Raw genomic sequence first — 21,367 nt, 5'->3', positions numbered from 1 at the left:
ATGAGCAAGCAACAGAAAAATTTGAATGCAATTAGCAGCTTACAGGGGAGGTTGACCAAGGAAAACAAGGCCTATATGCGCAAGCTCCATGCTTACTTGATGTTGGCATCCGCTTTTCATGAGCAAGAGGAAAGAGCGACTGAACTCTTGCTTTCTATCTACCAAGATGTCTTAGATGCCCAAGCAGATGGTCAGTCAGCAGAGGATTTTTTAGGCAAGGACAGTAAGCAGATAGCGGATGAACTCTTTTCTGACCTACCGCCCATTCGCTGGTACTATGGTTTGCGGTTAACAGGATTGATTTCCTTGGTCTATATTAGCTGGTTTTTCTTAGGTTTGTTTGGAGTGACTGGTGAAATGGTCCTAGAATGGCGGGGCTTGCTGTGCGATTTGCTCCTTGCCCTTATTCTGCCCAGCTCTGCATTTTTCATCCTAAAGAACCTAGTCTATGAACGGTCAAAAATCAAGTCCTATCTGCTGATGGGGACGTGGGGGCTTAGCTTTGTAGGGCTGATTGTCTTGCGTTTTTGGATTAGCCGTCAGTTTTATGAAGGAGTTCCCCTGCCCTTGTGGGCCAGTCTCTTGATAATCTTAGGAATCGCAGCTGGTCTCTTCTACTATCGCAGTAAATCAGCAATTGTAGATACCTTGATTCCAGCCTATGTGCTAACGGTTTTCAGCGGCTTTAGTCAACTGCTGGCCAGTCAGTTTGGCTACGGACCGCGGGATTGGACAGGCTGGTTGCCTCTGCTCTTTATGCTTCTTGCTCTTTTCTCAACACTGATTGGCACATTTTTCCTATTGAAAAAGGAGAATGTGACTTAGAAACAGGATCAGACTATGCTTTAGAGTAGTCTGATTTTTTTGGTATAATGAAAGGAGCATAATTAGGAGAATGTATTGTGAACGAACAACAACAACGAAAAGAATTACACCAGAAAATTTGGGCTATTGCTGACGATGTCCGAGGAGCTGTGGACGGCTGGGACTTTAAACAGTATATACTTGGCATTTTGTTTTATCGCTTCATTTCAGAAAATATTGCGGATTATTTTGATCAGGCAGAGCATGCGGCTGGGGATAAGGAATTTTCTTATGCTTTACTGACTGATGAAGAAGCAGAAGAGGATTTTAGGCAGGGGACTGTTGAAGAAAAAGGATTCTTTATTTTGCCCTCCCAACTATTTGTCAATGTTGTAGCTAAGGCAAGAACCAATGAAAATTTGAATACAGATCTTGCGACTATTTTTGAACAAATTGAAAAATCTGCTATGGGGCACGAATCTGAAAATGATATTAAGGGCTTGTTTGATGATGTGGATACCCGTTCCAATCGTCTAGGTGGAACCGTAGCTGAAAAAAATAAACGTCTGGCAGATATTTTGCTAGGTATTTCAGAAATTGATTTTGCAAATTTCCAAGACAATGAAATTGATGCTTTTGGAGATGCCTATGAGTATCTTATCTCCAATTATGCTTCCAATGCAGGTAAAAGTGGGGGAGAATTTTTTACACCGCAAACGGTATCCAAACTTCTGGCTCATCTAGTAATGGTTGGAAAGGACAAAATTAATAAGGTCTACGATCCTACCTGTGGTTCAGGTTCCTTGCTTTTACAAATGAAAAAGCAATATGAAGAACATGTTTTGGAAGAGGGATTCTATGGACAAGAAATCAATATGACCAACTACAACCTTGCTAGGATGAATATGTTTCTACACAATATCAACTATAACAAGTTTAATATTCAGAGAGGAGATACCTTATTAGACCCAAAACATTTGGATGAAAAACCCTTTGATGCGATTGTATCTAACCCACCGTACTCTATCAAGTGGATTGGTGATGCAGATCCGACGCTGATTAATGACGAGCGATTTTCCCCTGCTGGAAAACTGGCTCCTAAGTCTAAGGCAGATTTTGCCTTTATTATGCACAGTTTAAATCACTTATCTAACAAAGGACGAGCAGCCATTGTTTGTTTTCCAGGGATTTTTTATCGAGGAGGTGCTGAGAAAACAATCCGTCAGTATCTTGTTGATAATAACTTCGTTGAGGCTGTTATTGCCTTACCAGACAATCTCTTCTTTGGAACATCTATTGCAACCTATATATTAGTTTTGGCAAAAAATAAGGCAGAAGCTAAGACGCTTTTCATTGATGCAACAGCCTTTTTCAAGAAAGAAACTAACAATAATGTTCTATCTCCGGAGAATATTGACACAATTTTAGAGTTGTTTACGAAGAAAGAAGATGTCGCATACCAGTCGATGTTAATTGATAATGCTAGTATAGTTGCAAATGATTATAACCTGTCTGTTTCGACCTATGTAGAAAAGGAAGATACGCGTGAGAAGATTGACATCATTCAGTTGAACAAAGATATCGCTGAAACTATGAAAAATATTGACCGTCTGCGTGCTGAGATTGACAAGATTGTGGAGGAGTTGAGTCATGACCAATGATATTATCCTTTACACAGCAGATGACGGCAAGGCATCAATCGAACTTCATCTGGACAATGGGACAGTCTGGTTGACCCAGTTGGAGTTAGCAGAACTTTTTCAGACTTCCAAGCAGAATATCAGCAAGCATATTAAGGCTATTTTTGAGGATGGGGAACTTGATGAAAAAGTGGTTGTCAACTATCAGTTGACAACCACTCAACACGGGGCAATGGCAGGAAAAACCCAGAGCCGAAAGACTGCTTACTACAATCTGGATATGATACTGGCTATCGGCTATCGGGTGCGGTCACCACGTGGGGTACAATTTCGGAACTACGCTTCAACGGTTTTAAAAGAGTACTTGATCAAAGGCTTTGCTATGGACGACGACCGTTTGAAAAATTTGGGCGGCGGGTCTTATTTCAAGGAACTCCTTGACCGTATTCGAGATATTCGTTCAAGCGAAAAAGTGTTTTATCGTCAGATTTTAGATTTGTTTGCGACCTCAAGTGACTATAATGCAAGAAGTAGTGAAGCCCAGCAATTTTTTGCAACGGTGCAGAATAAGTTGCATTACGCTATTCATCACCATACCGCAAGCGAACTGATTTACACTAGAGTAGATAGTGAGAAGGAATTTATGGGCTTGACGACCTTCAAGGGTGAATTGCCAACTTTGTCGGAGGCTACGGTTGCCAAAAATTATCTGACCGAGCAAGAGTTACAAGGTCTCAATCAGTTGGTATCGGGGTATTTGGACTTTGCCGAGAGGCAGGCTCAACGTCAGATTGTCATGACCATGGCAGATTGGATCCAGCACGTGGATCGGATTCTACTGGCAACGGGTGAGGACCTCCTGACCCATGCAGGAACAATATCCCGCGAGCAGATGACAGAAAAAGTCAGTCAAGAGTACCGAAAATATAAAGCCAAGACCCTCAGTCAAGTTGAAAAAGACTACCTAGCCCACATCAAACACCTAGAAAAAACAGCTCAAGAGGGAGAGAAAAAATGACCAAAATAGAAGAAATGATAGCTGAACTCTGCCCTAATGGCTCAAACAGTCAAGGGAGTGACTGTTTGAGGTGGGAAATAAGGCAAATTCATAACTTTGCCTCCTTGCAACGACAAAGTGGGCGTATGAAAGGATGCTAGTATGAACTATATCAAAAAGATGCTACAAGATTGCTGTCCAAATGGAGTTGAATGGAAAGAGTTGGGGGAGGTATGTGAAATTGAAACAGGAAAATTGAATGCTAATGCCGCTGTAGAAAATGGAGTATACCCTTTTTTTACAACGGCAAGGGAGATCAGCTGGATTAACTCTTTTAGGTGGGATGCTGAAGCACTCTTGATAGCTGGAAACGCTAATGTAGGAGATGTAAAATATTATTCAGGAAAATTTGAAGCTTATCAGAGAACTTATGTGTTGACCAATTTTACTAATAGTATCAATGTGAGATATCTATTCCATTATGTCAAATATCAGCTAAAGGCGCATTTAGAGCGAAATACTAAGAAGGCGGCGATGTCTTATATCGTACTCTCGACGCTTAAATCATTTTCAATCCCTATCCCACCCCTAGAAATTCAGCAAGAAATTGTGCAAATACTTGACAAATTCACTGAATATGTTACAGAATTGACCGCAGAATTGACCGACCGCCAGAAGCAATATTCTTTTTATCGGGATAAACTCCTATCCTTTGAGGACGAGGTTTATCAAGTTGAGTGGAAAACGCTGGGGGAGATATTAATCAAGGGACGTGGAACAAAAGTTACTGCTGGACAAATGAAAGAGTTACATAAGGATGGCGCTCCTATTCGGATTTTTGCAGGTGGAAAGACCTTCGCTGATGTGGATTATGGTGATATTCCTGAGAAAGATGTTCATCACGAAGAGGCAATCATCGTTAAATCCCGTGGAATTATTGACTTTGAATACTATACAAAACCATTTAGTTTTAAAAATGAATTTTGGTCATATAGTTCTGACAGCGATGATGTAAATTTACGGTATGTTTATCATTATCTAAATCATAACAAATCACATTTCCAGCATATTGCTGGTAATATGCAGATGCCACAAATTTCAAGTAATGATACTGAGAAATATAAAATACCATTGCCTACGAAAACGGTTCAATCCCGTATCGTCCAAGTCTTGGATAACTTCGATACGGTCTGCAATGACCTAAAGATTGGACTGCCCAAGGAGATTGAACTGCGTCAAAAACAGTATGAATATTTTAGAGAAAAACTCTTGACATTCACCGCCGAAGGCGTGTATCCTGGACAGTGGACAGTGGACAGTGGACAGTGAGCGGGGACCGTCCGACCTAATTCGCCTCTTACAGTGGGTCTTTGGAACCATACGGGTAGAGTTGGGGGCAATTTGCACCTTTACTCGTGGAAATGGCCTTCAGAAGAAAGATTTTACAGAAGAGGGCTACCCCGTTATTCATTACGGTCAGATTTACACTCGCTATGGCTTTTCGACGGAGAAGACAATCTCTTTCACTGACCAAAGCGTCTTTGCTAAGTTAAAGAAAGCTCAGCCGGATGACATTGTCATGGCAACCACTTCTGAAAATGTCGAAGATGTTGGAAAGGCAGTCGTTTGGGAAGGAATTGAAGAAGTTGGGATTTCGGGAGATGCTTATATAGTGAAAACTACTCAACACTCAAGATTTTTGAATTATTTCTTTAAGTCCATTCACTTTCAAGAACAAAAAGAGAAAAAAGTCACGGGAACAAAAGTTATTCGTATCAATGCTCAAGATATGGAGAAATTCATTATCGCCCTACCTTCACTTGAGAATCAATCCCGCATCGTTGCCATTCTTAACAAGTTCGATGAGTTAACAAATTCGATTTCTCAAGGTTTGCCAAAGGAAATTGAATTGCGTCAGAAGCAATATGAGTATTTTAGAGATACCTTGCTCAATTTTCCCAACAAATACGAATAAATAGGATGAGAAATAAAGAATTGTGGTTCAACTGCAATTCTTTTTGATTTGAGAGGATATTGATTTACATATAGCAAATAATGATGTAGAATAAAATTACCAAAAAGGTAATTTTGGTAGAGATTGTGAAAGGAGAATGAATGCAAATCCAATATAATAATAAAACAGTTGAAAAACAGTGTACAAATTTGAGGATAGCAAAGAGAGAATTTTCAGATAAGGTTGCCAAGAAGTTGCACAAATTGGTCAATTTTATTGAGAGTGCTGATAATCTCGCTTCCGTAATCGCATTTCCGACGTTTCATTTTCATGATTTAAAAGGAGAAAGAGAGGGAGAATATGCTTTGGATATTGACGGACGTAGAGGTTCTTACAGACTAATCGTCTGCTTTGATGAGGAGAAAGATTCCGTATTTTCCAATGCCCAGAGTATTAGAATAATTCAAATTGAGGAGGTAAGTAATCATTATGGTTCATAACATTCAAAACTATAAAGATTTAATCGCTTTCCATCCAGGTTCTTATGTTGAAGAGATAATAGAAGACTTAAATATGTCCCAAGAAGAGTTTGCGATTCGTTTAGGGACAACCCCAAAAACAATCAGTAAATTGGTAAATGGTGAAATTTCAGTCAGTAAGGATCTTGCTAATAAACTATTTAAATTAACAGGGGTATCAATTCTTACTTGGTTAAATCTTCAAGCGAGCTATGATGCAAAGGTTCTTGAAATAGAGGAACTTCAAAATCAAGATGAAAAAGAGATTTTGAAGTTGATTGATTTTGATTATTTCAAAAGACACGGCTTTGTTCCACCGGGCAGGTATAGCTTACTACAAAAAGTGGCTGAGTTGAGAAAGCTTTTTCAAATTTCAAATCTTACATATCTGAGTCAGTTCAATCAGCTTGTTAGTTATCGAAATACAAAAGGTTTTGATGAGCGTTCGGTGGTAAATTCAAATGTTATGCTTGAGTTGGCTATAAAATTATCAAAAGATGCAACTGACACAAAGTTTAATAAGTCAAAATTAGTAAAAATACTACCAGAACTACGAGAGATGACCTTGAAAGATGGTGGAGAATTTTACCCGATGTTACATTCAAAATTATTGGAATGTGGTATTTGTTTGGTCGGACTTCCAAAATTAAAAAATGCCAATCTGAATGGTGCGACCAAGCGATTTAAAAATGGTAGTGTATTATTGTTGTTAACGGATAAAAATAAGCGTTCAGATATTTTTTGGTTCTCATTTTTCCATGAATTAGGTCATATTTTACATAATGATTTTTACTCGGATTATGATGATAGGGATGCTTATGAAGAAAAAGAGCAAAAAGCGGATCAATTTGCTCAAGAATTTCTTATTCCTACGAATGAATATGAACAGTTTGTAACAGAAAAATCTTTTGATAAATCATCCATCATTCGTTTTGCTCATGAAATCGGTATCCATCCAAGTATTATTTTGGGAAGACTCCAAAAAGAAGGATTTGTAGAATACAGTCAGTATCAAGAGCTAAAAATTAGTTACAACATAATAATCAATGCAAATTTGATGTAAATAGAAATTGGTTAGTGCACGAGGGTTGAAAAATCCTCGTTTTTCTTGAGTTCAATATGTGAGTCGATACACAGGCCAGTCCTCCTGTAAATTGTCATTTTATGCTATACTGTATATAGTATTATTTTAACCGAGGGATGAAGATGCCAAATGTAGATTATACAAAAATCAGCTTACCTGTTGCGGAGTTGACTAACGGAATAGTTTTAGAAGAGTTTATAAAAACCGAACGTTACAATCGCGATATTTATCAGACTGAAAGCGAGATGGAGAAACGCCTAATAGATGATTTGGTGCAGGGACAGCAGTATGAACGTTTTTTAGGACATAGTCCTACAGAATTACTTGCCAATCTCAAACTACAGTTGGAAAATTTGAATGGTGTGAGTTTTTCAGCAACGGAGTGGCAACGTTTCTTGAATGAATACCTCAATAAGCCAAATGAAGGAATGGTTGAAAAAACCAGAAAAATTCAAGAAGACCATATATATGACTTTGTTTTTGACGATGGTCATGTGCAAAATATTTCACTACTTGATAAGAAGAATATTCATCGAAATAAACTGCAAGTGATGAACCAGATGATCCAGAAAGGTAGTCATACCAATCGCTATGATGTGACTATTTTGGTCAATGGTTTGCCTTTGGTACAGATTGAGTTGAAAAAGAGAGGTGTTCCCATCAGTCAAGCCTTTCATCAGATTCATCGCTATACCAAGGAAAGTTTCAATAGTGAAAATTCTCTTTTTCAATACATACAGCTGTTTGTTATTTCAAATGGGACATTTACACGCTATTTCTCAAATACTGTTGAGCGAAACAAGAATAATTTTGAGTTTACCTGTGAGTGGGCAGATAGAAAAAATCATGCTATTCATGATTTAGAGGATTTCGCTCAAACATTTTTAAATAAGACAACGCTTCTATCGATTTTGATCAAGTACTGTATTTTTAATGCTGAGGATGTTCTCCTAGTGATGCGCCCATATCAGATTGCGGCGACAGAATCCATTTTAAATCGTATTCATCTTGCTTATCAAAACAAGCTCTATGGGAAAGTAGAAGGAGGAGGCTACATCTGGCATACAACAGGATCAGGTAAGACTCTGACGTCTTTTAAGACAGCTCGATTGGCTACAGAATTGGAGTATATTGATAAGGTTTTCTTTGTGGTGGACCGCAAGGATTTGGACTATCAAACCATGAAGGAATATCAAAAATTCCAGAAAGATTCTGTTAATGGTAGCAATGATACCAAGCAACTAAAAGAGGCAATTGAGAAAGATGATAGTCGTATTGTTGTCACAACGATTCAAAAGCTGAATCATTTCACTAAAAAATACCCTAATCATCCAATTTATGATAAGCAATGCGTCATGATTTATGATGAATGCCATCGTTCGCAGTTTGGGGATTCCCAGAAGAAAGTAAACAGTAGTTTCCGAGCCAATTACCAGTTTGGTTTTACAGGAACACCGATTTTTGCTGATAATACTCTCACTGGTCAAACAACTCAGGACATATTTGGGCATCAGTTGCATTCCTATATTATTACAGATGCCATTCGTGATAATAAGGTTTTAAAGTTTAAGGTAGACTATAACAACGTTGCTCCGAAGTTTCGTGAGGAAGAGGTCCAAGCAGGTTACGAAAAAGATCTCCGCATTCTTCGTCAAATTGAGAAAAAAGCCCTGTTGGCTCCTGAACGCATTTCTAAGGTAGTTGAACATATCCTATCCGTCTATCCGGTTAAAACTCATCGTGAGATTAGCCATATTGTTAAGATAAAAAATGTTGATGGAGATACGTTAAGAAAGCAACGCATGCGAGGTTACAATGCGATGTTGGCTGTACAAAATGTATATGCTGCTAAGATGTACTACGAAGAGTTACATAATCAGCAGGCAAGCATTCCAGAGGAATGTCGTTTGAAAATTGGGATGATATACAGCTTCGCTGCAAATGAGGAGCAAGCTGCCTATGGTGATATTTATGATGAAGATTTCAATCCCTCAGCGATGGAATCGTCCGCGAAAGAATTTCTAGATAGGGTGATTGCTGATTATAATAAGTCTTTTAGTACTTCATTCTCAACAGAAAGTCAATCCTTTCAGAACTATTATAAAGACTTGTCTCAACGAACCAAGAATAAGGAAATTGATCTTCTGATTGTTGTTGGAATGTTTTTGACAGGTTTTGATGCCCCTACAATGAATACCTTGTTTGTAGATAAAAATTTACGCTACCATGGTCTGATTCAGGCTTATTCACGGACCAATCGTATTTTGTCAAAGGACAAGCCGTTTGGAAATATTATTTGCTTCCGGGATTTGGAAAAAGCCACAATTGATGCTTTAAAGTTATTCGGTGAGGATAACAATATCTATATTACGCTGGAGAAATCCTATCAGGAGTATATGGAAGGTTTTGAGGATGAGGAAACAGGTGTTATAGTTCGTGGGTATAAAGAAGTTTGTCAAGAAATGTTGACAAAGTTTCCGGATCCGACTGAAATTTATCTGGAATCTGAGAAAAAAGAATTTGTTGGTTTATTTGGTGAATTACTGAAACTCGATAATGTATTACGAAATTTTGATGAGTTTACAGATGAAGAAAGGTTGATTTCACAGGGACTTATGCAAGATTATCGTAGTAAGTATGTCGATATTCGTGAGGAATCCTATCACTCAGGGGGACGTGATGGTCACCAACCTGAGATTGATCTGTCCGATTTAGAATTTGAGATTGAGTTGTTAAAATCAGATGAGATCAACCTCGACTATATCATCGCCTTAATTTCTGAAAAAGCAAATGAAGATATTACAAAAGAACAGCTTCAAAACCAAGTATCACGTGTGATTCGTTCAACTATTGATATGCGTGCAAAAGAAAGACTTGTTATGGATTTCATTCGTGATAGTAATCTAGATGAGTTAAAAGATAATCAGACTATATTAGAAGCTTTTTATCATTATGCTAGAAAGTCAAAACAGGAACAGATTGAATTATTCGCACAAACACAACAATTGCAAGGCGATTATAAACTATTTATTGAAGCAGCTATTTTGCGAGGTTTTGCATCAACTGCTGGAACAGATTTAAATGCGCTTATGCCACCAACTTCAAGACGGCAAGGTGCGCGTGAGAAAAAGAAACAAGAAATTTTACACCAGTTACAAGAATTGGTCGAAACATTTACAGGAATCTAAAGGAACTAAACCATGACATTTGAAGAGATTTTACCAGGTTTGAAGGCTAAGAAAAAGTACGTTCGCACAGGCTGGGGCGGAGCGGAGAACTACGTCCAGCTCTTTGACACCATTGAGGTCCACGGGCAAAAGCTGGAGGCGACGCCCTACTTCCTCATCAACGTGACCGGCGAGGGTGAAGGCTTCTCCATGTGGAGCCCGACCCCTTGCGACGTCCTTGCGACCGACTGGGTAGAAGTCCATGACTAAGACAGCCCTCATCACCGGCGTTTCCAGCGGTATCGGACTAGCGCAGGCAGGGATGTTTTTGGAAAATGGCTGGCGTGTCTTCGGGATTGATCTGGCTAGCAAGCCTGATTTGGCAGGCGATTTCCACTTTCTACAGCTGGACCTGACAGGCGATTTATCACCCGTCTTTTCATGGTGCCAGACAGTTGATGTCCTCTGTAACACCGCAGGCATTCTAGACGACTACCGTCCCCACCTCGATATTTCGGAGGACGAATTAGCTAGCATCTTCGCGGTTAATTTTTTTGCGGTGACCAGACTGACACGCCCCTATCTGCAGCAAATGGTGGACAGACAGTCTGGCATCATTATCAATATGTGCTCCATTGCCTCCAGTCTAGCAGGTGGAGGAGGTTCAGCCTATACCGCCTCTAAGCATGCTTTGGCAGGTTTTACCAAGCAGCTGGCACTGGACTATGCCAAGGACAAGGTCCAGGTCTTCGGTATCGCCCCAGGTGCCGTCAAAACAGGCATGACTCAGAAGGACTTTGAGCCTGGTGGTCTAGCGGATTGGGTGGCAGACCAGACACCTATCGGACGCTGGAGTCAGCCTAGCGAAATAGCAGAGCTGACCTTTATACTAGCCAGTGGCAAACTGGCTTCCATGCAAGGCCAGATTATCACCATCGACGGCGGCTGGAGTTTGAAGTAGGGGGGAATATTATGATTCTTGAAACCAATCGTCTCTTGCTCCGCCCTTGGAGTGAAACAGACGCAGCTGACTTATTTTCTCAGGCCAGTCATCATGAAGTTGGTCCTGCAGCGGGTTGGCCTGTTCATCAGAGCGTGGAAGAAAGTCGAGAAATTATCAAGACAGTCCTTAGCCAACCCGAAACCTACGCCCTTGTTCTCAAAGAAACAGGACAGGTGATTGGCAGTATCGGGCTCATGCTTGGTAAACAAGGTGGTCTTGATTTGCCTGACTCAGAAGCTGAGCTAGGTTACTGGCTTGGACAGGGATTTTGGGGCCAGGGTCTGGTGCCAGAAGCTTGTCAAGCTATACTGAACTACGGCTTTAACCAGTTGGTTTTAGAAAAAATCTGGTGTCGTTCTTTTGCTGGCAATACCAAGTCTCTTCGTGTCCAAGAAAAGCTGGGTTTTGTTTACCAATACCTCTTGGAAGATGTGCATTTCCCACTCATCGATGAAGTTCGTACAGAACGAGTGAGTTTATTGACCAAGGAGGAATGGCAGGCTAGAAAGGAAGAATTATGACTCCAACACAACTCTGGAAAGAATTTCTTGCCATCAATCCCCAAGCAGGTCCTGAGCCAGAGGCCTGGGCCTTTGGGGCGGAAGCTGATCGACTGGCTGACTTGGTGGCTAAAGGCATCAAAACCTCAACCAGCTCTGCCCATGTCCTCTACACAGTAGAGAGAAGAAATCCCAACAGCTGGTGGCTATGACATTATTCTGGATGGTCAGGGGCAAGCTGTTTGCATTATCCAGACCACCAGGGTCTATGTGACGCCATTTTCCCAAGTGACAGCGGAACATGCCTATAAGGAGGGCGAGTTCCGTCAGGGAGGTGACTTATCTGACATAAAAGCGAAAAGTCTGATCTACTGGCGACAGGTCCATGAAGAGCTTTTCACTATTTGGCTGGCAGAAGCAGGCCTGTCCTTCTCAGAAGATATGCTGGTTGTCTGTGAAGAATTTGAATTGGTTTACCCTAAAATGTAAGTTTTTTTCATGTTTGTTTTTGTTTTTTTGATATAATAACATAAAAAACAAAAACAAGGAGGATCCTATGGATAAACAGCGTGTTATTGATTTGTTGGACCGGCTTTCTCCCATTCTGGCTGGGAAAGAGGAAACAATCGGCAAAGCCCTGACGGAGAAATTGCAGTCAGCTCTGCTTGTTGCCAAGGAAGATGTGGCCAGTAAGGACGGTGTGGCCTTGGCAACTAGTTTGTCAGGCTTTGTGCAGACCATTTCCAATGCTAGCTTACCAGGAACCAATCTACGCTTTACAGACCAAGAACGCCCTGTTTGGGAAGAATTGAAATCCCTGACAGAACAAACCAGAGAAGACGGCCTGCGAGGCATTCATTTAACGATCTAAGGAGCTCAGGCTCCTTTTTTATTTCTAAATAGTCTGTTATGACTGAAGCGAACTAATTCACCCTATTTCCAACTTCCAACTGTCTTCCAGATAGTTGGAACTCTGCCATTTTCCAAAAAACATAAAATTTGCTATAATGGAGAGAATAAGCAAAGAAACGAGAATGATTATGTCAAACTACGCCATTATTTTAGCTGCGGGCAAGGGAACCCGCATGAAGTCGGACTTGCCAAAGGTCTTGCACAAGGTGGCAGGAATTACCATGTTGGAGCATGTTAAACGTGCAGTGGATGCCATGGAGCCTGCCAAGACGGTAACCATTGTCGGGCACAAGGCAGAATTGGTGCAGGCAGTCCTAGAAGGACAATCGGAATTTGCCCTCCAATCTGAACAGCTGGGAACAGGGCACGCCGTTATGATGGCTGAGCCAGCTTTGGCTGGCCTAGAGGGGCATACCCTGGTCATTGCTGGTGATACACCACTGATTACAGGCGAAAGCTTGAAGAACTTGATCAATTTCCATATCAGCCATAAAAACGTTGCGACAATTTTGACTGCCCAGGCTGACAATCCTTTTGGCTATGGTCGCATTATCCGCAACGCAGACGGCGAAGTCTTGAAGATTGTGGAACAAAAAGATGCCAACGATTTCGAAAAACAGGTCAAGGAAATCAACACAGGAACCTATCTCTTTGATAATAAGCGTCTGTTTGAAGCTCTTAAAGATATCAATACGGACAATGCCCAAGGTGAGTACTATTTGACGGATGTTATTTCGATTTTCCGTCAGGCTGGTGAAAAAGTCGGTGCCTATGTCCTCAAAGACTTTGATGAAAGTCTGGGTGTCAATGACCGTATCGCCCTTGCGACTGCAGAAGCTGTCATGCGTAAGCGAATCACTGAAAGGCACATGATTAACGGAGTAACTTTTGTTAATCCAGAAGCGACTTATATTGACATCGATGTGGAAATCGGTGCAGAAGCTGTCATTGAAGCCAATGTTGTCTTGAAAGGTCAAACAGTCATCGGTGAGCGAACTGTCTTGACAAACGGAACTCGAGTACGTGATTCCAAAATCGCAGCAAATGTGGTCATTAGCAATTCTGACATCGAAGAATCGGTTATTGAAGAGGGTGTGACAGTGGGTCCTTTTGCCCATATCCGTCCAGATAGCCTTCTGAAAAAGGATGTTCACGTTGGAAACTTTGTTGAAGTTAAGGCTTCTACGCTAGGTGAGGGAACCAAATCAGGTCACTTGACTTATTTAGGCAATGCGACAATCGGCAGCAATGTCAATGTTGGTGCTGGAACAATTACGGTCAATTACGATGGTAAGAATAAATTTAAGACCACTGTAGGCGACAATGCCTTTATCGGTTCAAACTCAACCATCATCGCTCCAGTGACAATCGGTGACAATGCCCTGCTTGCTGCCGGCTCTGCTATTACCAAAGACATTCCCAAGGATGCCATTGGAATCGGTCGAGGTCGTCAGGAAAACAAGGAAGGATATGCCAATCGTTTTCCTTTCCATCCTAGTCAAAAATAGGTGCTACCATGAATTTTGAAGAAAAAACCATTAACCGTACTGAGATTTTCAAAGGTCATATCTTTGATGTCGTCGTCGATGATGTGGCTTTACCAAATGGTGGGACTGGCAAGCGCGAACTGATTTTCCACAAGGGGGCGGTCTGCGTCTTAGCAGTTACTCCAGAAGATAAGATGATTTTGGTCAAACAATACCGTAAGGCTATCGAGCGCGCTATCTATGAAATTCCAGCAGGTAAATTGGAGTTGGGAGAAGAAGATAGGCTGGAAGATGCTGCCTTACGTGAATTGGAAGAAGAGACAGGTTTTACTAGTGACAAGCTGACCTTGTTGGCAGATTTCTACTCTGCTATCGGTTTTTGTAATGAGCGCATCCGACTCTACCTAGCCGACAATTTGGTAAAAGTTGAAAACCCACGACCAATGGATGAAGATGAGGTTATCGAACTGTCTTATGTGAGTTTGGAAGAAGCCTTAGAGTTAATTGCAAATGGAGATATTTGTGATGCCAAGACCATTATGGCGGTTCAATATTTACAATTAATGAGAAAGTAGGAAATTGGCAATGGGCAAGCCCTTGTTAACAGATGATATCATTGAGCGCGCAAAGAGAAGCGGACCAGTAACAGAAAAAAGGGGCTTTGGATACGTTGAACCAAGCCAAGACCTTTCTAACTTTGAGGAAGAAATCGGTTTTGATTGGGAAGAGGAGGATTACCAGGGCTATAAGGAAGGGGAAACCGTTCGGATCCCAGTTGACGCCTCCATCGTCAAGAGCCGCCGGATCGAAACTGTCAAGCGGGAGGAATTCCGAAGCAAGGTCAATCGGATACTACTTGTGGTCGTCTTGCTCTTGGTCCTCTTAATCATTGCTATTTTCTATCTATAAAGGAGAAGGAAATGAAATTTGGAATTATTGCAGCCATGCCACAGGAATTGGCCATTTTGGTCGATAACTTGGTGGATAGCCAGGAAGTGGAAGTCTTAGGGCGGACTTATTTCCAAGGTCGATTGGGTCAACATGAAGTTGTTTTAGTCCAATCAGGTGTTGGTAAGGTTATGTCTGCCATGTCAGTAGCGATATTGGCTGAGAAATTTGAAGTGGATGTCATTGTCAATACGGGATCTGCAGGTGCTGTTGCGGAAGGTATTGCCATTGGGGATGTGGTAGTAGCGGATCGATTGGTTTACCATGATGTCGATTTGACTGCCTTTGGTTACCCACATGGTCAAATGTCAGGTCAAGACTTGTATTTCCCTGCAGACAACACCTTGCTAGAAAAATTAGCAGCTGTATTGAAAGAACAAGAACAGGTTAGTCATCTCGGCTTGATTGCGACTGGGGATAGTTTTATCGCAGGTCAGGACAAGATTGCAGCTATCCGTTCTCACTTTCCAGACGTCTTAGCAGTTGAGATGGAAGGAGCGGCTATTGCCCAAGCGGCTGTTAATGCAGGCAAGCCCTTCTTGGTCATTCGGGCCATGAGTGATACTGCCCAAGGCGATGCCAATATCACTTTTGATGAATTTATCATCCAAGCAGGCGAACGTTCTGCCCAGACCTTGATGGCATTTTTAGAACAAGCATAAAACCCAGCCGTATGGCCGGGTTTTCATTTTTTAAAAGGTATAATCTTTGATGATTTCAATGCTTTGAATGGTTACTTCAGAGGTTGGTTTGTCATTGTCGTCGGTTTCTACCGCAGCAATCTGATCAACAACATCCATGCCTTCAATTACCTGACCAAAAACAGTATAGCCACCATCTAGGCTTGGATTACCGCCATTCTTGTAGGCTTCGATAATCTTGCCAGGGTACTTACTTGTAGATAATTGGCTAGAGGCATCAGTTGTGTTTTGGTTGATGAAGAACTGGCTGCCATTGGTATCTGCTCCTGCATTAGCCATGGCAAGTGCGCCCCGGATATTGTAGAGGAAGGCGGAGATTTCATTTTTAAAGCCACTTCCAGCGTCGATGCTGTCATCTTTACCAGCCCAGATAGACTCTCCGCCTGTACCGTCGCCCTGAGGGTCTCCTGTTTGAATCATAAATCCTTCGATGACTCGGTGGAAAATAATTCCATCATAGTAACCTTCTTTGGCATGGCTTAAAAAGTTTTCCACAGCCAATGGGGCTTGCTCAGGAAAGAGTTTGATGGTAATATCCCCCTGAGAGGTTTTTAGCCTAACAGCAGCCTCATTTTCAGCGATGTCTGTGGACAGCTGTGGGAAAACAGCATTTGGATTGTTGATTGCATAAGCCAGGTCTTTTGCATATTGGGCAGAAGCGCTGGTATCTGTGCTTGTGCTAGAAGCAGTTGAGCTGCTAGAATCAGTTGAAGTTGTTTGATTGGCAGTTGATGTGCAAGCTGTTAAAAAAATTGCGGATGCCAAGGCAAGAATCATATGCTTTTTCATCGGAAAATCCTCTCTAGAAAACGTAAAAACTACCTCATTTTACCATGATTCAGTAGAATTTTCAATTTTCTGCTGAAAGTCTGGATGAGTATAGATTTTTGTGCAAAATTTGATATACTATTATCAAAAAGGGAGGAACCTAAAATGCAAGATTTGGTCCATAGCTCAGGCTTGTTTATGTTGTTTTTCTACGCTCTTGCTACACTCATACTAGGAACCGTTTGTTTTCAGATTGTCAAAAATGTCTCTGAATGGTTGCGGAATAACCAGGCTCCCAAAGAGACTTGTAGGGCTAGGTTGGTTGCCAAACGGGCCCATGTTTTTGGAAATGAGATGGCACGAACAAATTATTACGTGACTTTCGAATGGGAGGGTAAACGGCAAGAGTTTCGTGTTCGCTCGGATGAATTTGCCCTCTTGGCTGAGGGCGACAGGGGAACCCTACATTTTCAGGGGACCCGATTCCTAGGTTTTAATCGGAGCTAGGGTTTCTTTTCTGTCTGAAATCCACAAAATAGTGTATAATAGCAGGAGTTTATCAGCCCAATTAGATGAAACAGTTGAACCCGTCAGGCTGAGCTACATAGGAGAAGTTTGAAAAATGTCTATTGAAAAACGTATTGAAGAAATGTATAAGGACCACGAGGTCAAGCCCTATATCTCCCCAGAACGCGACCTAGCGACCTGGCTCTTAGAAGCCAAGCCAGTGCCCAAACGTAATATGGTTCGTCTGGAAGAAGGCATTTTGCCAGGTGATATTATTTTATTGTGGCGGATTAGCCTGGGTTCTTTTGAAACGACGACGCCCTACTCCAAATACTTTGAGTACATGTATGGTATCAATGGTCCTGCTCACATGGAGCAGTTGATCGCAGACGGTTATGCCTATGTAGAATCAGCCTTTGATTCGCTGGATCATATCACCTCAACTGCCAAGAAGAATATCCTCAAAGCAGAAGGAGTGACAGGCCTGTCTAAGATGAAGGCTGCTGATCTAGACACTGCTCTCAAGGACAACTTGACGGAAGAAAAACTGGCTCCTTACTTTACCGTCCGAGGTTATGCCTTGACGGAAAAAGGCAGAGCAGCTCTGGATAATCACCCAGAAGTACTTGCAAAACATCCAATGAAGAAGATGTACAAATAAAAAATAGAAAAGATTTTTGAACGGTACCCAAAAGTTAGAAACATTCTAGCTTTTGGGTGTTTTTATTTTCGAATAGGTCATTTTTTCTTGACAGAAAACGCTGTCAATGATATCCTAGCATCAAATATTGAAACGTTTCAAAAAGCATTTAGGAAAGGAGCCGTTTGTGGAAGAACAAAAATCAATTACTATGAAAGATGTTGCGCGGTTTGCCGGCGTTAGCGTTGGGACTGTTTCGAGGGTTATCAACAAGGAGCCAGGTATTAAGGAAAGCACGCTTGAAAAAGTCAATGCTGCTATTAAGGAATTAAATTACATCCCAGATGTCTATGCCCGTGGCATGAAGAAGAACAAAACCGAAACCATCGCCTTGATTATTCCGTCAGTTTGGCATCCTTTTTTTGGAGAATTTGCTTATCATGTTGAAGTGGAACTGAGTAAGAAAAATTACAAGTTGCTCCTTTGCAATATTTCTGGTCCAAAAAGGGAACTGGATTATCTGACTATGCTGCAACAAAATAAGGTGGACGGCATTATCGCCATCACTTATAGCCCGATTGACGATTATCTATCGTCCAATATCCCCTTTGTCAGCATCGATCGCACCTATGAAAACAAGGCTATTCCATGTGTCTGCTCGGACAACCAAGCTGGTGCGGAGCTGGCAGCGGATACCTTGATAGCAAAAGGTGGCAGCCATTTTGCCTTTATCGGTGGGCACAATAAAACCATCAATGAAACCAAGAAGCGTCGATTGTATTTTGAAAAGCGGATTTTAGAAGCTGGCTATCCTTGCCATGTTCTCGATTTGGAAGAACCCTATGATGATTTTGTCGGGCAAGTTGAAGCCTTTTTGCTTAAAAATCCACAGGTTGACGCCATTTTCACCATCAATGATTTTGTAGCCTTGGAAACGGTAGAAGTTTTGGAGAAACTGGGTAAACGAATTCCAGAAGATGTCCAGGTCATTGGCTATGATGGTATCCAAATCGCACGAAATCGTCCGATGTTCCTATCGACCATTCGTCAGCCGTTAGAAAGAATGGCTCAAGAAGCAGTGGCTTGTTTGATTAAAATCATTGATAAAAAAGGGCAGCCACAACAAATCACCTTGCCGATTTCCTATGTTGAAGGAAAAACGACAAAAAATTTTGGGAACTATATACCAGTTTACACCACCAACAACATATTGTATTTATGAGAATATCAAAAAGGCGATTTCCGTTTTGGAAGTCGCCTTTTCAATTTTAATAGTTGTTCCCTTTTGAAGAGTTGTGCTTTTTACATAATAGTTGGCAATTTTCAGGGACAGTTTTTCCACCTAAAGACCACGGTGTAATATGGTCGCCTGCTAGTTCTTTAAGAGCATACTCTCTGTTGTTTCCTTCATCCACACAATAAACGCAGTGATGGCTCTGTTCTTCATATTTTTGCTTGATGGTTTTATCATCAAAAGCTCTAAGTTGGAGATATTTGGAATCTCCGTAAATGATGTACTGATAAATCCCTTTCATTTTAGTTGTGACTTCATCATCATTTACCAACTCTGCAATTTTTTCGTTAATGACAGAAGCACTATTTTTGATGATATTGTTGTCTAACTGTCCTAATTGATACTCTTTGTAGATTGTTCCCCAATCCATCCCTTTCAAACTGTTTTGATAGCTTATAAACTTTCCACGAACCCATTCAATTATGGCAGAAAAATTTTGCCATAATTCAGAAGCATCTGCATCTCCTTGATGCTTCAACATATAATCTTCGATTGTATTTGTACTATCGTCATTATCATTTTGTGAAGCCCATTTAATAGCAGTTTGTAGATACTCTTGTCTATTCCAATTACCATTTAATAGTGGTTCTGCTTTATCGTTATTCGGATTCTCGTCAGCAAGTACAACGCCACGTCCAGTCTTTGTTGAAAATCTTTGTTTAGCATCAGAAAGCCAAGTTCCTGTATAAGCAGAGTTTCTTAATTCTTGCTCATTTAATGGTTCGCCTGCTGTATTGATAACATGAAACCATTTCATTTTTTCGGAAGCAGTTCCTTCACAAACATATATGTCTAACTCATAATCAAGAATTTGTTCTGCTAAGTCAGTTAGGTTCATCTGAAGATTTGGGAAATCTTGTTGTGGAGCACTGGATGGAAATTTACTTGATTTTACAGAGTAATTCCCCATAACATAATTACAAATAGCTAAAATACGTTGTTGACCATCGAGAACTTCATATTGTCCGTTTCCTAAATCAACCCAGTACATAATACCTAAAGGACACTCATCTAAAACGGTTTGAATTACAGCTTGTCTCTTATCTTCGTTATATACGCTATTTCTCTGATAAGAAGGACGAATATTCAAGTTACCATTATATCCTTTTACAGCGTCAGTAGTAGCACCATCATCATTATTGGTATACCCACTAGCTAAATCTCTGATAGTGAATGGCCTATCAAGTATATCTCTTAATCTTCTTACTTTCATTTTATTCTCCTTTTATCAATATCCCTTATCTTCATCACGACTAATTGGATTTAGATTTCTAACTAAAATTCTGAAATATGGAGGTTTCCCATCTATTGTTAAATCTTTATCGTCATCTCCTTTTCTGAATTTAATAATCTCGAATTCAGTTGGATTGAAATAATTGATAAAAGTTATTGGTACTCCCATTACACCATCATAATCAATTGGAATGTCTTTAACATTATCTACATTTATTGCATCGTAGTTATCGTATTTAGGGTATTTACTCTCAAACCCTTCGTAATATTTATGAGCTTTTGTTTGGTCAAATACATCACCTACATGCCATAAACCATCATGTCGTTTTTGTAAATCTAAGTTAGTAAACCAACAACCCATTATATGCTTTACTTTTTTTCCATCTTCATCCAATTTTTCATAATCAGCTCCCTCTGGAACGTACAACCAAAAGTCTGAATTCATACTTCTAGCACCAATCCAAATTTGGTTATTCTGAATAAGTGGAAAAATTTCCTTATATGTTACAGAGTTTTTGTTTCCGATAACGATAAATTTTTTTTGATGTTCCATTAATTGAGAAATATATTCTCTAAACAAACTGAACGGAGGATTAGTCACAACAATATCAGCTTCTTTCAGATAGTTTATACTGTCCTCGCTCCGGAAATCTCCAGCGGTATACTCATCATCTCCATAAATAGTTTCAATATTTCCAGCTTCCATATTGAAGTCATCACCACCTTCATAAATCAGAGCATACGAAGGTTCGCTATCTTCTTGAAAATGTGTTGCTATCAGTTTTTTAATACCCAAACTAGCAAAATTGTTATGAAAATAACGCCAAAAATTTGATTGTGTTGGGTCATCACAATTACAGTAGATAACCTTATCTCTAAAGTGTTCTCTATAATGCCCCATTTCCTCAGCAATATCTTTATAACGAGTATAAAACTCATCGTTTTTGGCTTTTTTAGCGTTGTGGAGTGAGCCAGCCATTATGCCACCCCACTTTCGTAGGGAGCATAAAAGGCTTCCTCACAAAAATGTGAAAAAGCCTGTTTTAGAGCTTGACAAAAAACACGTCCGATTACATAATCAGCGTGAGCTGTGAGCTGTGAGCTGTGAGCTGTGAGCTGTGAGCTGTGAGCTGTGAGCTGTGAGCTGTGAGCTGTGAGCTGTGAGCTGTGAGCTGTGAGCTGTGAGCTGTGAGCTGTGAGCTGTGAGCTG

General features: G+C 40.7%; 23 protein-coding genes and 1 pseudogene. 20 read left to right on the top strand and 4 right to left on the bottom strand.

The window, feature by feature from the left end; all coding sequences use genetic code 11:
* From J5566_RS06255 to J5566_RS06175, 17 genes and pseudogenes are all read left to right on the top strand, one after another.
* Nucleotides 1–825 (top strand): hypothetical protein, encoded by an 825-nt coding sequence (locus J5566_RS06255; protein ID WP_244228965.1) that lies wholly within the window; start codon nucleotides 1–3, stop codon nucleotides 823–825.
* A 77-nt stretch (nucleotides 826–902) separates the two neighbouring features.
* Complete coding sequence (locus J5566_RS06250) at nucleotides 903–2,465, top strand: type I restriction-modification system subunit M (RefSeq protein WP_208562560.1); 1,563 nt, start codon at nucleotides 903–905, stop codon at nucleotides 2,463–2,465.
* Nucleotides 2,455–3,462, top strand: a complete 1,008-nt coding sequence (locus J5566_RS06245) for a virulence RhuM family protein (protein WP_208562559.1) — start codon at nucleotides 2,455–2,457, stop codon at nucleotides 3,460–3,462. Before J5566_RS06250 ends, J5566_RS06245 begins: the two co-directional genes overlap by 11 nt.
* 141 nt (nucleotides 3,463–3,603) lie before the next feature.
* Nucleotides 3,604–4,770, top strand: coding sequence for a restriction endonuclease subunit S (locus J5566_RS06240; RefSeq protein WP_208562558.1), 1,167 nt, complete (start codon nucleotides 3,604–3,606; stop codon nucleotides 4,768–4,770).
* Nucleotides 4,771–4,819: 49 nt separating this feature from the next.
* Nucleotides 4,820–5,416 carry a restriction endonuclease subunit S gene (locus tag J5566_RS06235; protein ID WP_208562660.1) on the top strand — a complete coding sequence of 199 codons (597 nt, stop codon included), beginning with the start codon at nucleotides 4,820–4,822 and terminating at the stop codon, nucleotides 5,414–5,416.
* A gap of 140 nt (nucleotides 5,417–5,556) precedes the next feature.
* Nucleotides 5,557–5,895: a type II toxin-antitoxin system RelE/ParE family toxin gene (locus tag J5566_RS06230; RefSeq protein ID WP_208562557.1), complete on the top strand. Its 339-nt coding sequence runs from the start codon at nucleotides 5,557–5,559 to the stop codon at nucleotides 5,893–5,895.
* The gene (locus tag J5566_RS06225) at nucleotides 5,885–6,976 is read left to right on the top strand and encodes a HigA family addiction module antitoxin (RefSeq protein WP_208562556.1); all 1,092 of its coding nucleotides are present in this window, start codon (nucleotides 5,885–5,887) and stop codon (nucleotides 6,974–6,976) included. Before J5566_RS06230 ends, J5566_RS06225 begins: the two co-directional genes overlap by 11 nt.
* Nucleotides 6,977–7,119: 143 nt before the next feature.
* On the top strand, nucleotides 7,120–10,185 hold the full coding sequence (locus J5566_RS06220; RefSeq protein ID WP_208562555.1) for a type I restriction endonuclease subunit R: 3,066 nt from the start codon (nucleotides 7,120–7,122) through the stop codon (nucleotides 10,183–10,185).
* A gap of 12 nt (nucleotides 10,186–10,197) precedes the next feature.
* On the top strand, nucleotides 10,198–10,434 hold the full coding sequence (locus J5566_RS06215) for a DUF2829 domain-containing protein (RefSeq protein ID WP_004194840.1): 237 nt from the start codon (nucleotides 10,198–10,200) through the stop codon (nucleotides 10,432–10,434).
* Nucleotides 10,427–11,125: a 3-oxoacyl-ACP reductase gene (locus tag J5566_RS06210; protein ID WP_208562554.1), complete on the top strand. Its 699-nt coding sequence runs from the start codon at nucleotides 10,427–10,429 to the stop codon at nucleotides 11,123–11,125. Before J5566_RS06215 ends, J5566_RS06210 begins: the two co-directional genes overlap by 8 nt.
* Nucleotides 11,126–11,136: 11 nt before the next feature.
* Nucleotides 11,137–11,688, top strand: coding sequence for a GNAT family N-acetyltransferase (locus J5566_RS06205; RefSeq protein ID WP_208562553.1), 552 nt, complete (start codon nucleotides 11,137–11,139; stop codon nucleotides 11,686–11,688).
* A pseudogene (locus J5566_RS06200) lies at nucleotides 11,685–12,156 on the top strand (ASCH domain-containing protein). Before J5566_RS06205 ends, J5566_RS06200 begins: the two are co-directional and overlap by 4 nt.
* A gap of 67 nt (nucleotides 12,157–12,223) precedes the next feature.
* Entirely contained in the window at nucleotides 12,224–12,538 is a 315-nt protein-coding gene (locus tag J5566_RS06195; RefSeq protein ID WP_208562552.1) for a hypothetical protein, read from the top strand.
* A gap of 169 nt (nucleotides 12,539–12,707) precedes the next feature.
* Nucleotides 12,708–14,087, top strand: a complete 1,380-nt coding sequence (gene glmU / locus J5566_RS06190) for a bifunctional UDP-N-acetylglucosamine diphosphorylase/glucosamine-1-phosphate N-acetyltransferase GlmU (RefSeq protein WP_208562551.1) — start codon at nucleotides 12,708–12,710, stop codon at nucleotides 14,085–14,087.
* Between the two features lie 8 nt (nucleotides 14,088–14,095).
* The gene (locus tag J5566_RS06185; RefSeq protein ID WP_208562550.1) at nucleotides 14,096–14,641 is read left to right on the top strand and encodes an NUDIX hydrolase; all 546 of its coding nucleotides are present in this window, start codon (nucleotides 14,096–14,098) and stop codon (nucleotides 14,639–14,641) included.
* A 10-nt stretch (nucleotides 14,642–14,651) separates the two neighbouring features.
* Nucleotides 14,652–14,975, top strand: coding sequence for a cell wall synthase accessory phosphoprotein MacP (gene macP, locus J5566_RS06180; protein ID WP_208562549.1), 324 nt, complete (start codon nucleotides 14,652–14,654; stop codon nucleotides 14,973–14,975).
* Nucleotides 14,976–14,986: 11 nt separating this feature from the next.
* Entirely contained in the window at nucleotides 14,987–15,676 is a 690-nt protein-coding gene (locus tag J5566_RS06175; RefSeq protein WP_208562548.1) for a 5'-methylthioadenosine/adenosylhomocysteine nucleosidase, read from the top strand.
* Between the two features lie 30 nt (nucleotides 15,677–15,706).
* Here J5566_RS06175 and J5566_RS06170 read toward each other — a convergent pair whose 3' ends face one another.
* The gene (locus J5566_RS06170; protein ID WP_208562547.1) at nucleotides 15,707–16,504 is read right to left on the bottom strand and encodes a peptidylprolyl isomerase; all 798 of its coding nucleotides are present in this window, start codon (nucleotides 16,502–16,504) and stop codon (nucleotides 15,707–15,709) included.
* Nucleotides 16,505–16,648: 144 nt separating this feature from the next.
* Between J5566_RS06170 and J5566_RS06165 the strand changes: the two genes are divergently transcribed.
* The 3 genes from J5566_RS06165 to J5566_RS06155 all read left to right on the top strand — a co-directional run bounded on the left by J5566_RS06165 (nucleotide 16,649) and on the right by J5566_RS06155 (nucleotide 18,852).
* Nucleotides 16,649–16,990, top strand: coding sequence for a DUF2500 domain-containing protein (locus tag J5566_RS06165; protein ID WP_208562546.1), 342 nt, complete (start codon nucleotides 16,649–16,651; stop codon nucleotides 16,988–16,990).
* Nucleotides 16,991–17,105: 115 nt separating this feature from the next.
* Nucleotides 17,106–17,651 carry a hypothetical protein gene (locus J5566_RS06160; RefSeq protein WP_208562545.1) on the top strand — a complete coding sequence of 182 codons (546 nt, stop codon included), beginning with the start codon at nucleotides 17,106–17,108 and terminating at the stop codon, nucleotides 17,649–17,651.
* Between the two features lie 166 nt (nucleotides 17,652–17,817).
* The gene (locus tag J5566_RS06155; protein WP_208562544.1) at nucleotides 17,818–18,852 is read left to right on the top strand and encodes a LacI family DNA-binding transcriptional regulator; all 1,035 of its coding nucleotides are present in this window, start codon (nucleotides 17,818–17,820) and stop codon (nucleotides 18,850–18,852) included.
* A gap of 46 nt (nucleotides 18,853–18,898) precedes the next feature.
* Here the strand turns inward: J5566_RS06155 and J5566_RS06150 are convergent, their stop codons facing one another.
* The 3 genes from J5566_RS06150 to J5566_RS06140 form a co-directional block, all read right to left on the bottom strand.
* Nucleotides 18,899–20,137: a GmrSD restriction endonuclease domain-containing protein gene (locus tag J5566_RS06150; RefSeq protein ID WP_074485112.1), complete on the bottom strand. Its 1,239-nt coding sequence runs from the start codon at nucleotides 20,135–20,137 to the stop codon at nucleotides 18,899–18,901.
* 15 nt (nucleotides 20,138–20,152) lie between these two features.
* A complete protein-coding gene (locus tag J5566_RS06145) occupies nucleotides 20,153–21,136 on the bottom strand; it encodes an adenine-specific methyltransferase EcoRI family protein (RefSeq protein ID WP_061852952.1) in 984 nt (327 codons plus the stop codon).
* The coding region (locus tag J5566_RS06140) for a hypothetical protein (protein ID WP_208562543.1) at nucleotides 21,136–21,367 on the bottom strand (232 nt) is incomplete at its 5' end. The genes J5566_RS06145 and J5566_RS06140, both read right to left, overlap by 1 nt.

Origin of the sequence: Streptococcus suis, from assembly GCF_017601095.1 — a bacterium.
GTDB classification, from domain to species: Bacteria; Bacillota; Bacilli; order Lactobacillales; family Streptococcaceae; genus Streptococcus; species Streptococcus suis_Z.
Note: the sequence above shows the minus strand (reverse complement) of the source record. Positions and strands in the feature narration are given on the sequence as shown.

Bases quoted from the DNA above. Each gene is read 5' to 3' on its own strand.
- J5566_RS06255 (WP_244228965.1), top strand. From the start codon at position 1: ATGAGCAAGCAACAGAAAAATTTGAATGCAATTAGCAGCTTACAGGGG.
- J5566_RS06245 (WP_208562559.1), top strand. From the start codon at position 2,455: ATGACCAATGATATTATCCTTTACACAGCAGATGACGGCAAGGCATCA.
- J5566_RS06240 (WP_208562558.1), top strand. From the start codon at position 3,604: ATGAACTATATCAAAAAGATGCTACAAGATTGCTGTCCAAATGGAGTT.
- J5566_RS06230 (WP_208562557.1), top strand. From the start codon at position 5,557: ATGCAAATCCAATATAATAATAAAACAGTTGAAAAACAGTGTACAAAT.
- J5566_RS06225 (WP_208562556.1), top strand. From the start codon at position 5,885: ATGGTTCATAACATTCAAAACTATAAAGATTTAATCGCTTTCCATCCA.
- J5566_RS06220 (WP_208562555.1), top strand. From the start codon at position 7,120: ATGCCAAATGTAGATTATACAAAAATCAGCTTACCTGTTGCGGAGTTG.
- J5566_RS06215 (WP_004194840.1), top strand. From the start codon at position 10,198: ATGACATTTGAAGAGATTTTACCAGGTTTGAAGGCTAAGAAAAAGTAC.
- J5566_RS06210 (WP_208562554.1), top strand. From the start codon at position 10,427: ATGACTAAGACAGCCCTCATCACCGGCGTTTCCAGCGGTATCGGACTA.
- J5566_RS06205 (WP_208562553.1), top strand. From the start codon at position 11,137: ATGATTCTTGAAACCAATCGTCTCTTGCTCCGCCCTTGGAGTGAAACA.
- J5566_RS06195 (WP_208562552.1), top strand. From the start codon at position 12,224: ATGGATAAACAGCGTGTTATTGATTTGTTGGACCGGCTTTCTCCCATT.
- glmU (WP_208562551.1), top strand. From the start codon at position 12,708: ATGTCAAACTACGCCATTATTTTAGCTGCGGGCAAGGGAACCCGCATG.
- J5566_RS06185 (WP_208562550.1), top strand. From the start codon at position 14,096: ATGAATTTTGAAGAAAAAACCATTAACCGTACTGAGATTTTCAAAGGT.
- macP (WP_208562549.1), top strand. From the start codon at position 14,652: ATGGGCAAGCCCTTGTTAACAGATGATATCATTGAGCGCGCAAAGAGA.
- J5566_RS06175 (WP_208562548.1), top strand. From the start codon at position 14,987: ATGAAATTTGGAATTATTGCAGCCATGCCACAGGAATTGGCCATTTTG.
- J5566_RS06170 (WP_208562547.1), bottom strand. From the start codon at position 16,504: ATGAAAAAGCATATGATTCTTGCCTTGGCATCCGCAATTTTTTTAACA.
- J5566_RS06165 (WP_208562546.1), top strand. From the start codon at position 16,649: ATGCAAGATTTGGTCCATAGCTCAGGCTTGTTTATGTTGTTTTTCTAC.
- J5566_RS06160 (WP_208562545.1), top strand. From the start codon at position 17,106: ATGTCTATTGAAAAACGTATTGAAGAAATGTATAAGGACCACGAGGTC.
- J5566_RS06150 (WP_074485112.1), bottom strand. From the start codon at position 20,137: ATGAAAGTAAGAAGATTAAGAGATATACTTGATAGGCCATTCACTATC.
- J5566_RS06145 (WP_061852952.1), bottom strand. From the start codon at position 21,136: ATGGCTGGCTCACTCCACAACGCTAAAAAAGCCAAAAACGATGAGTTT.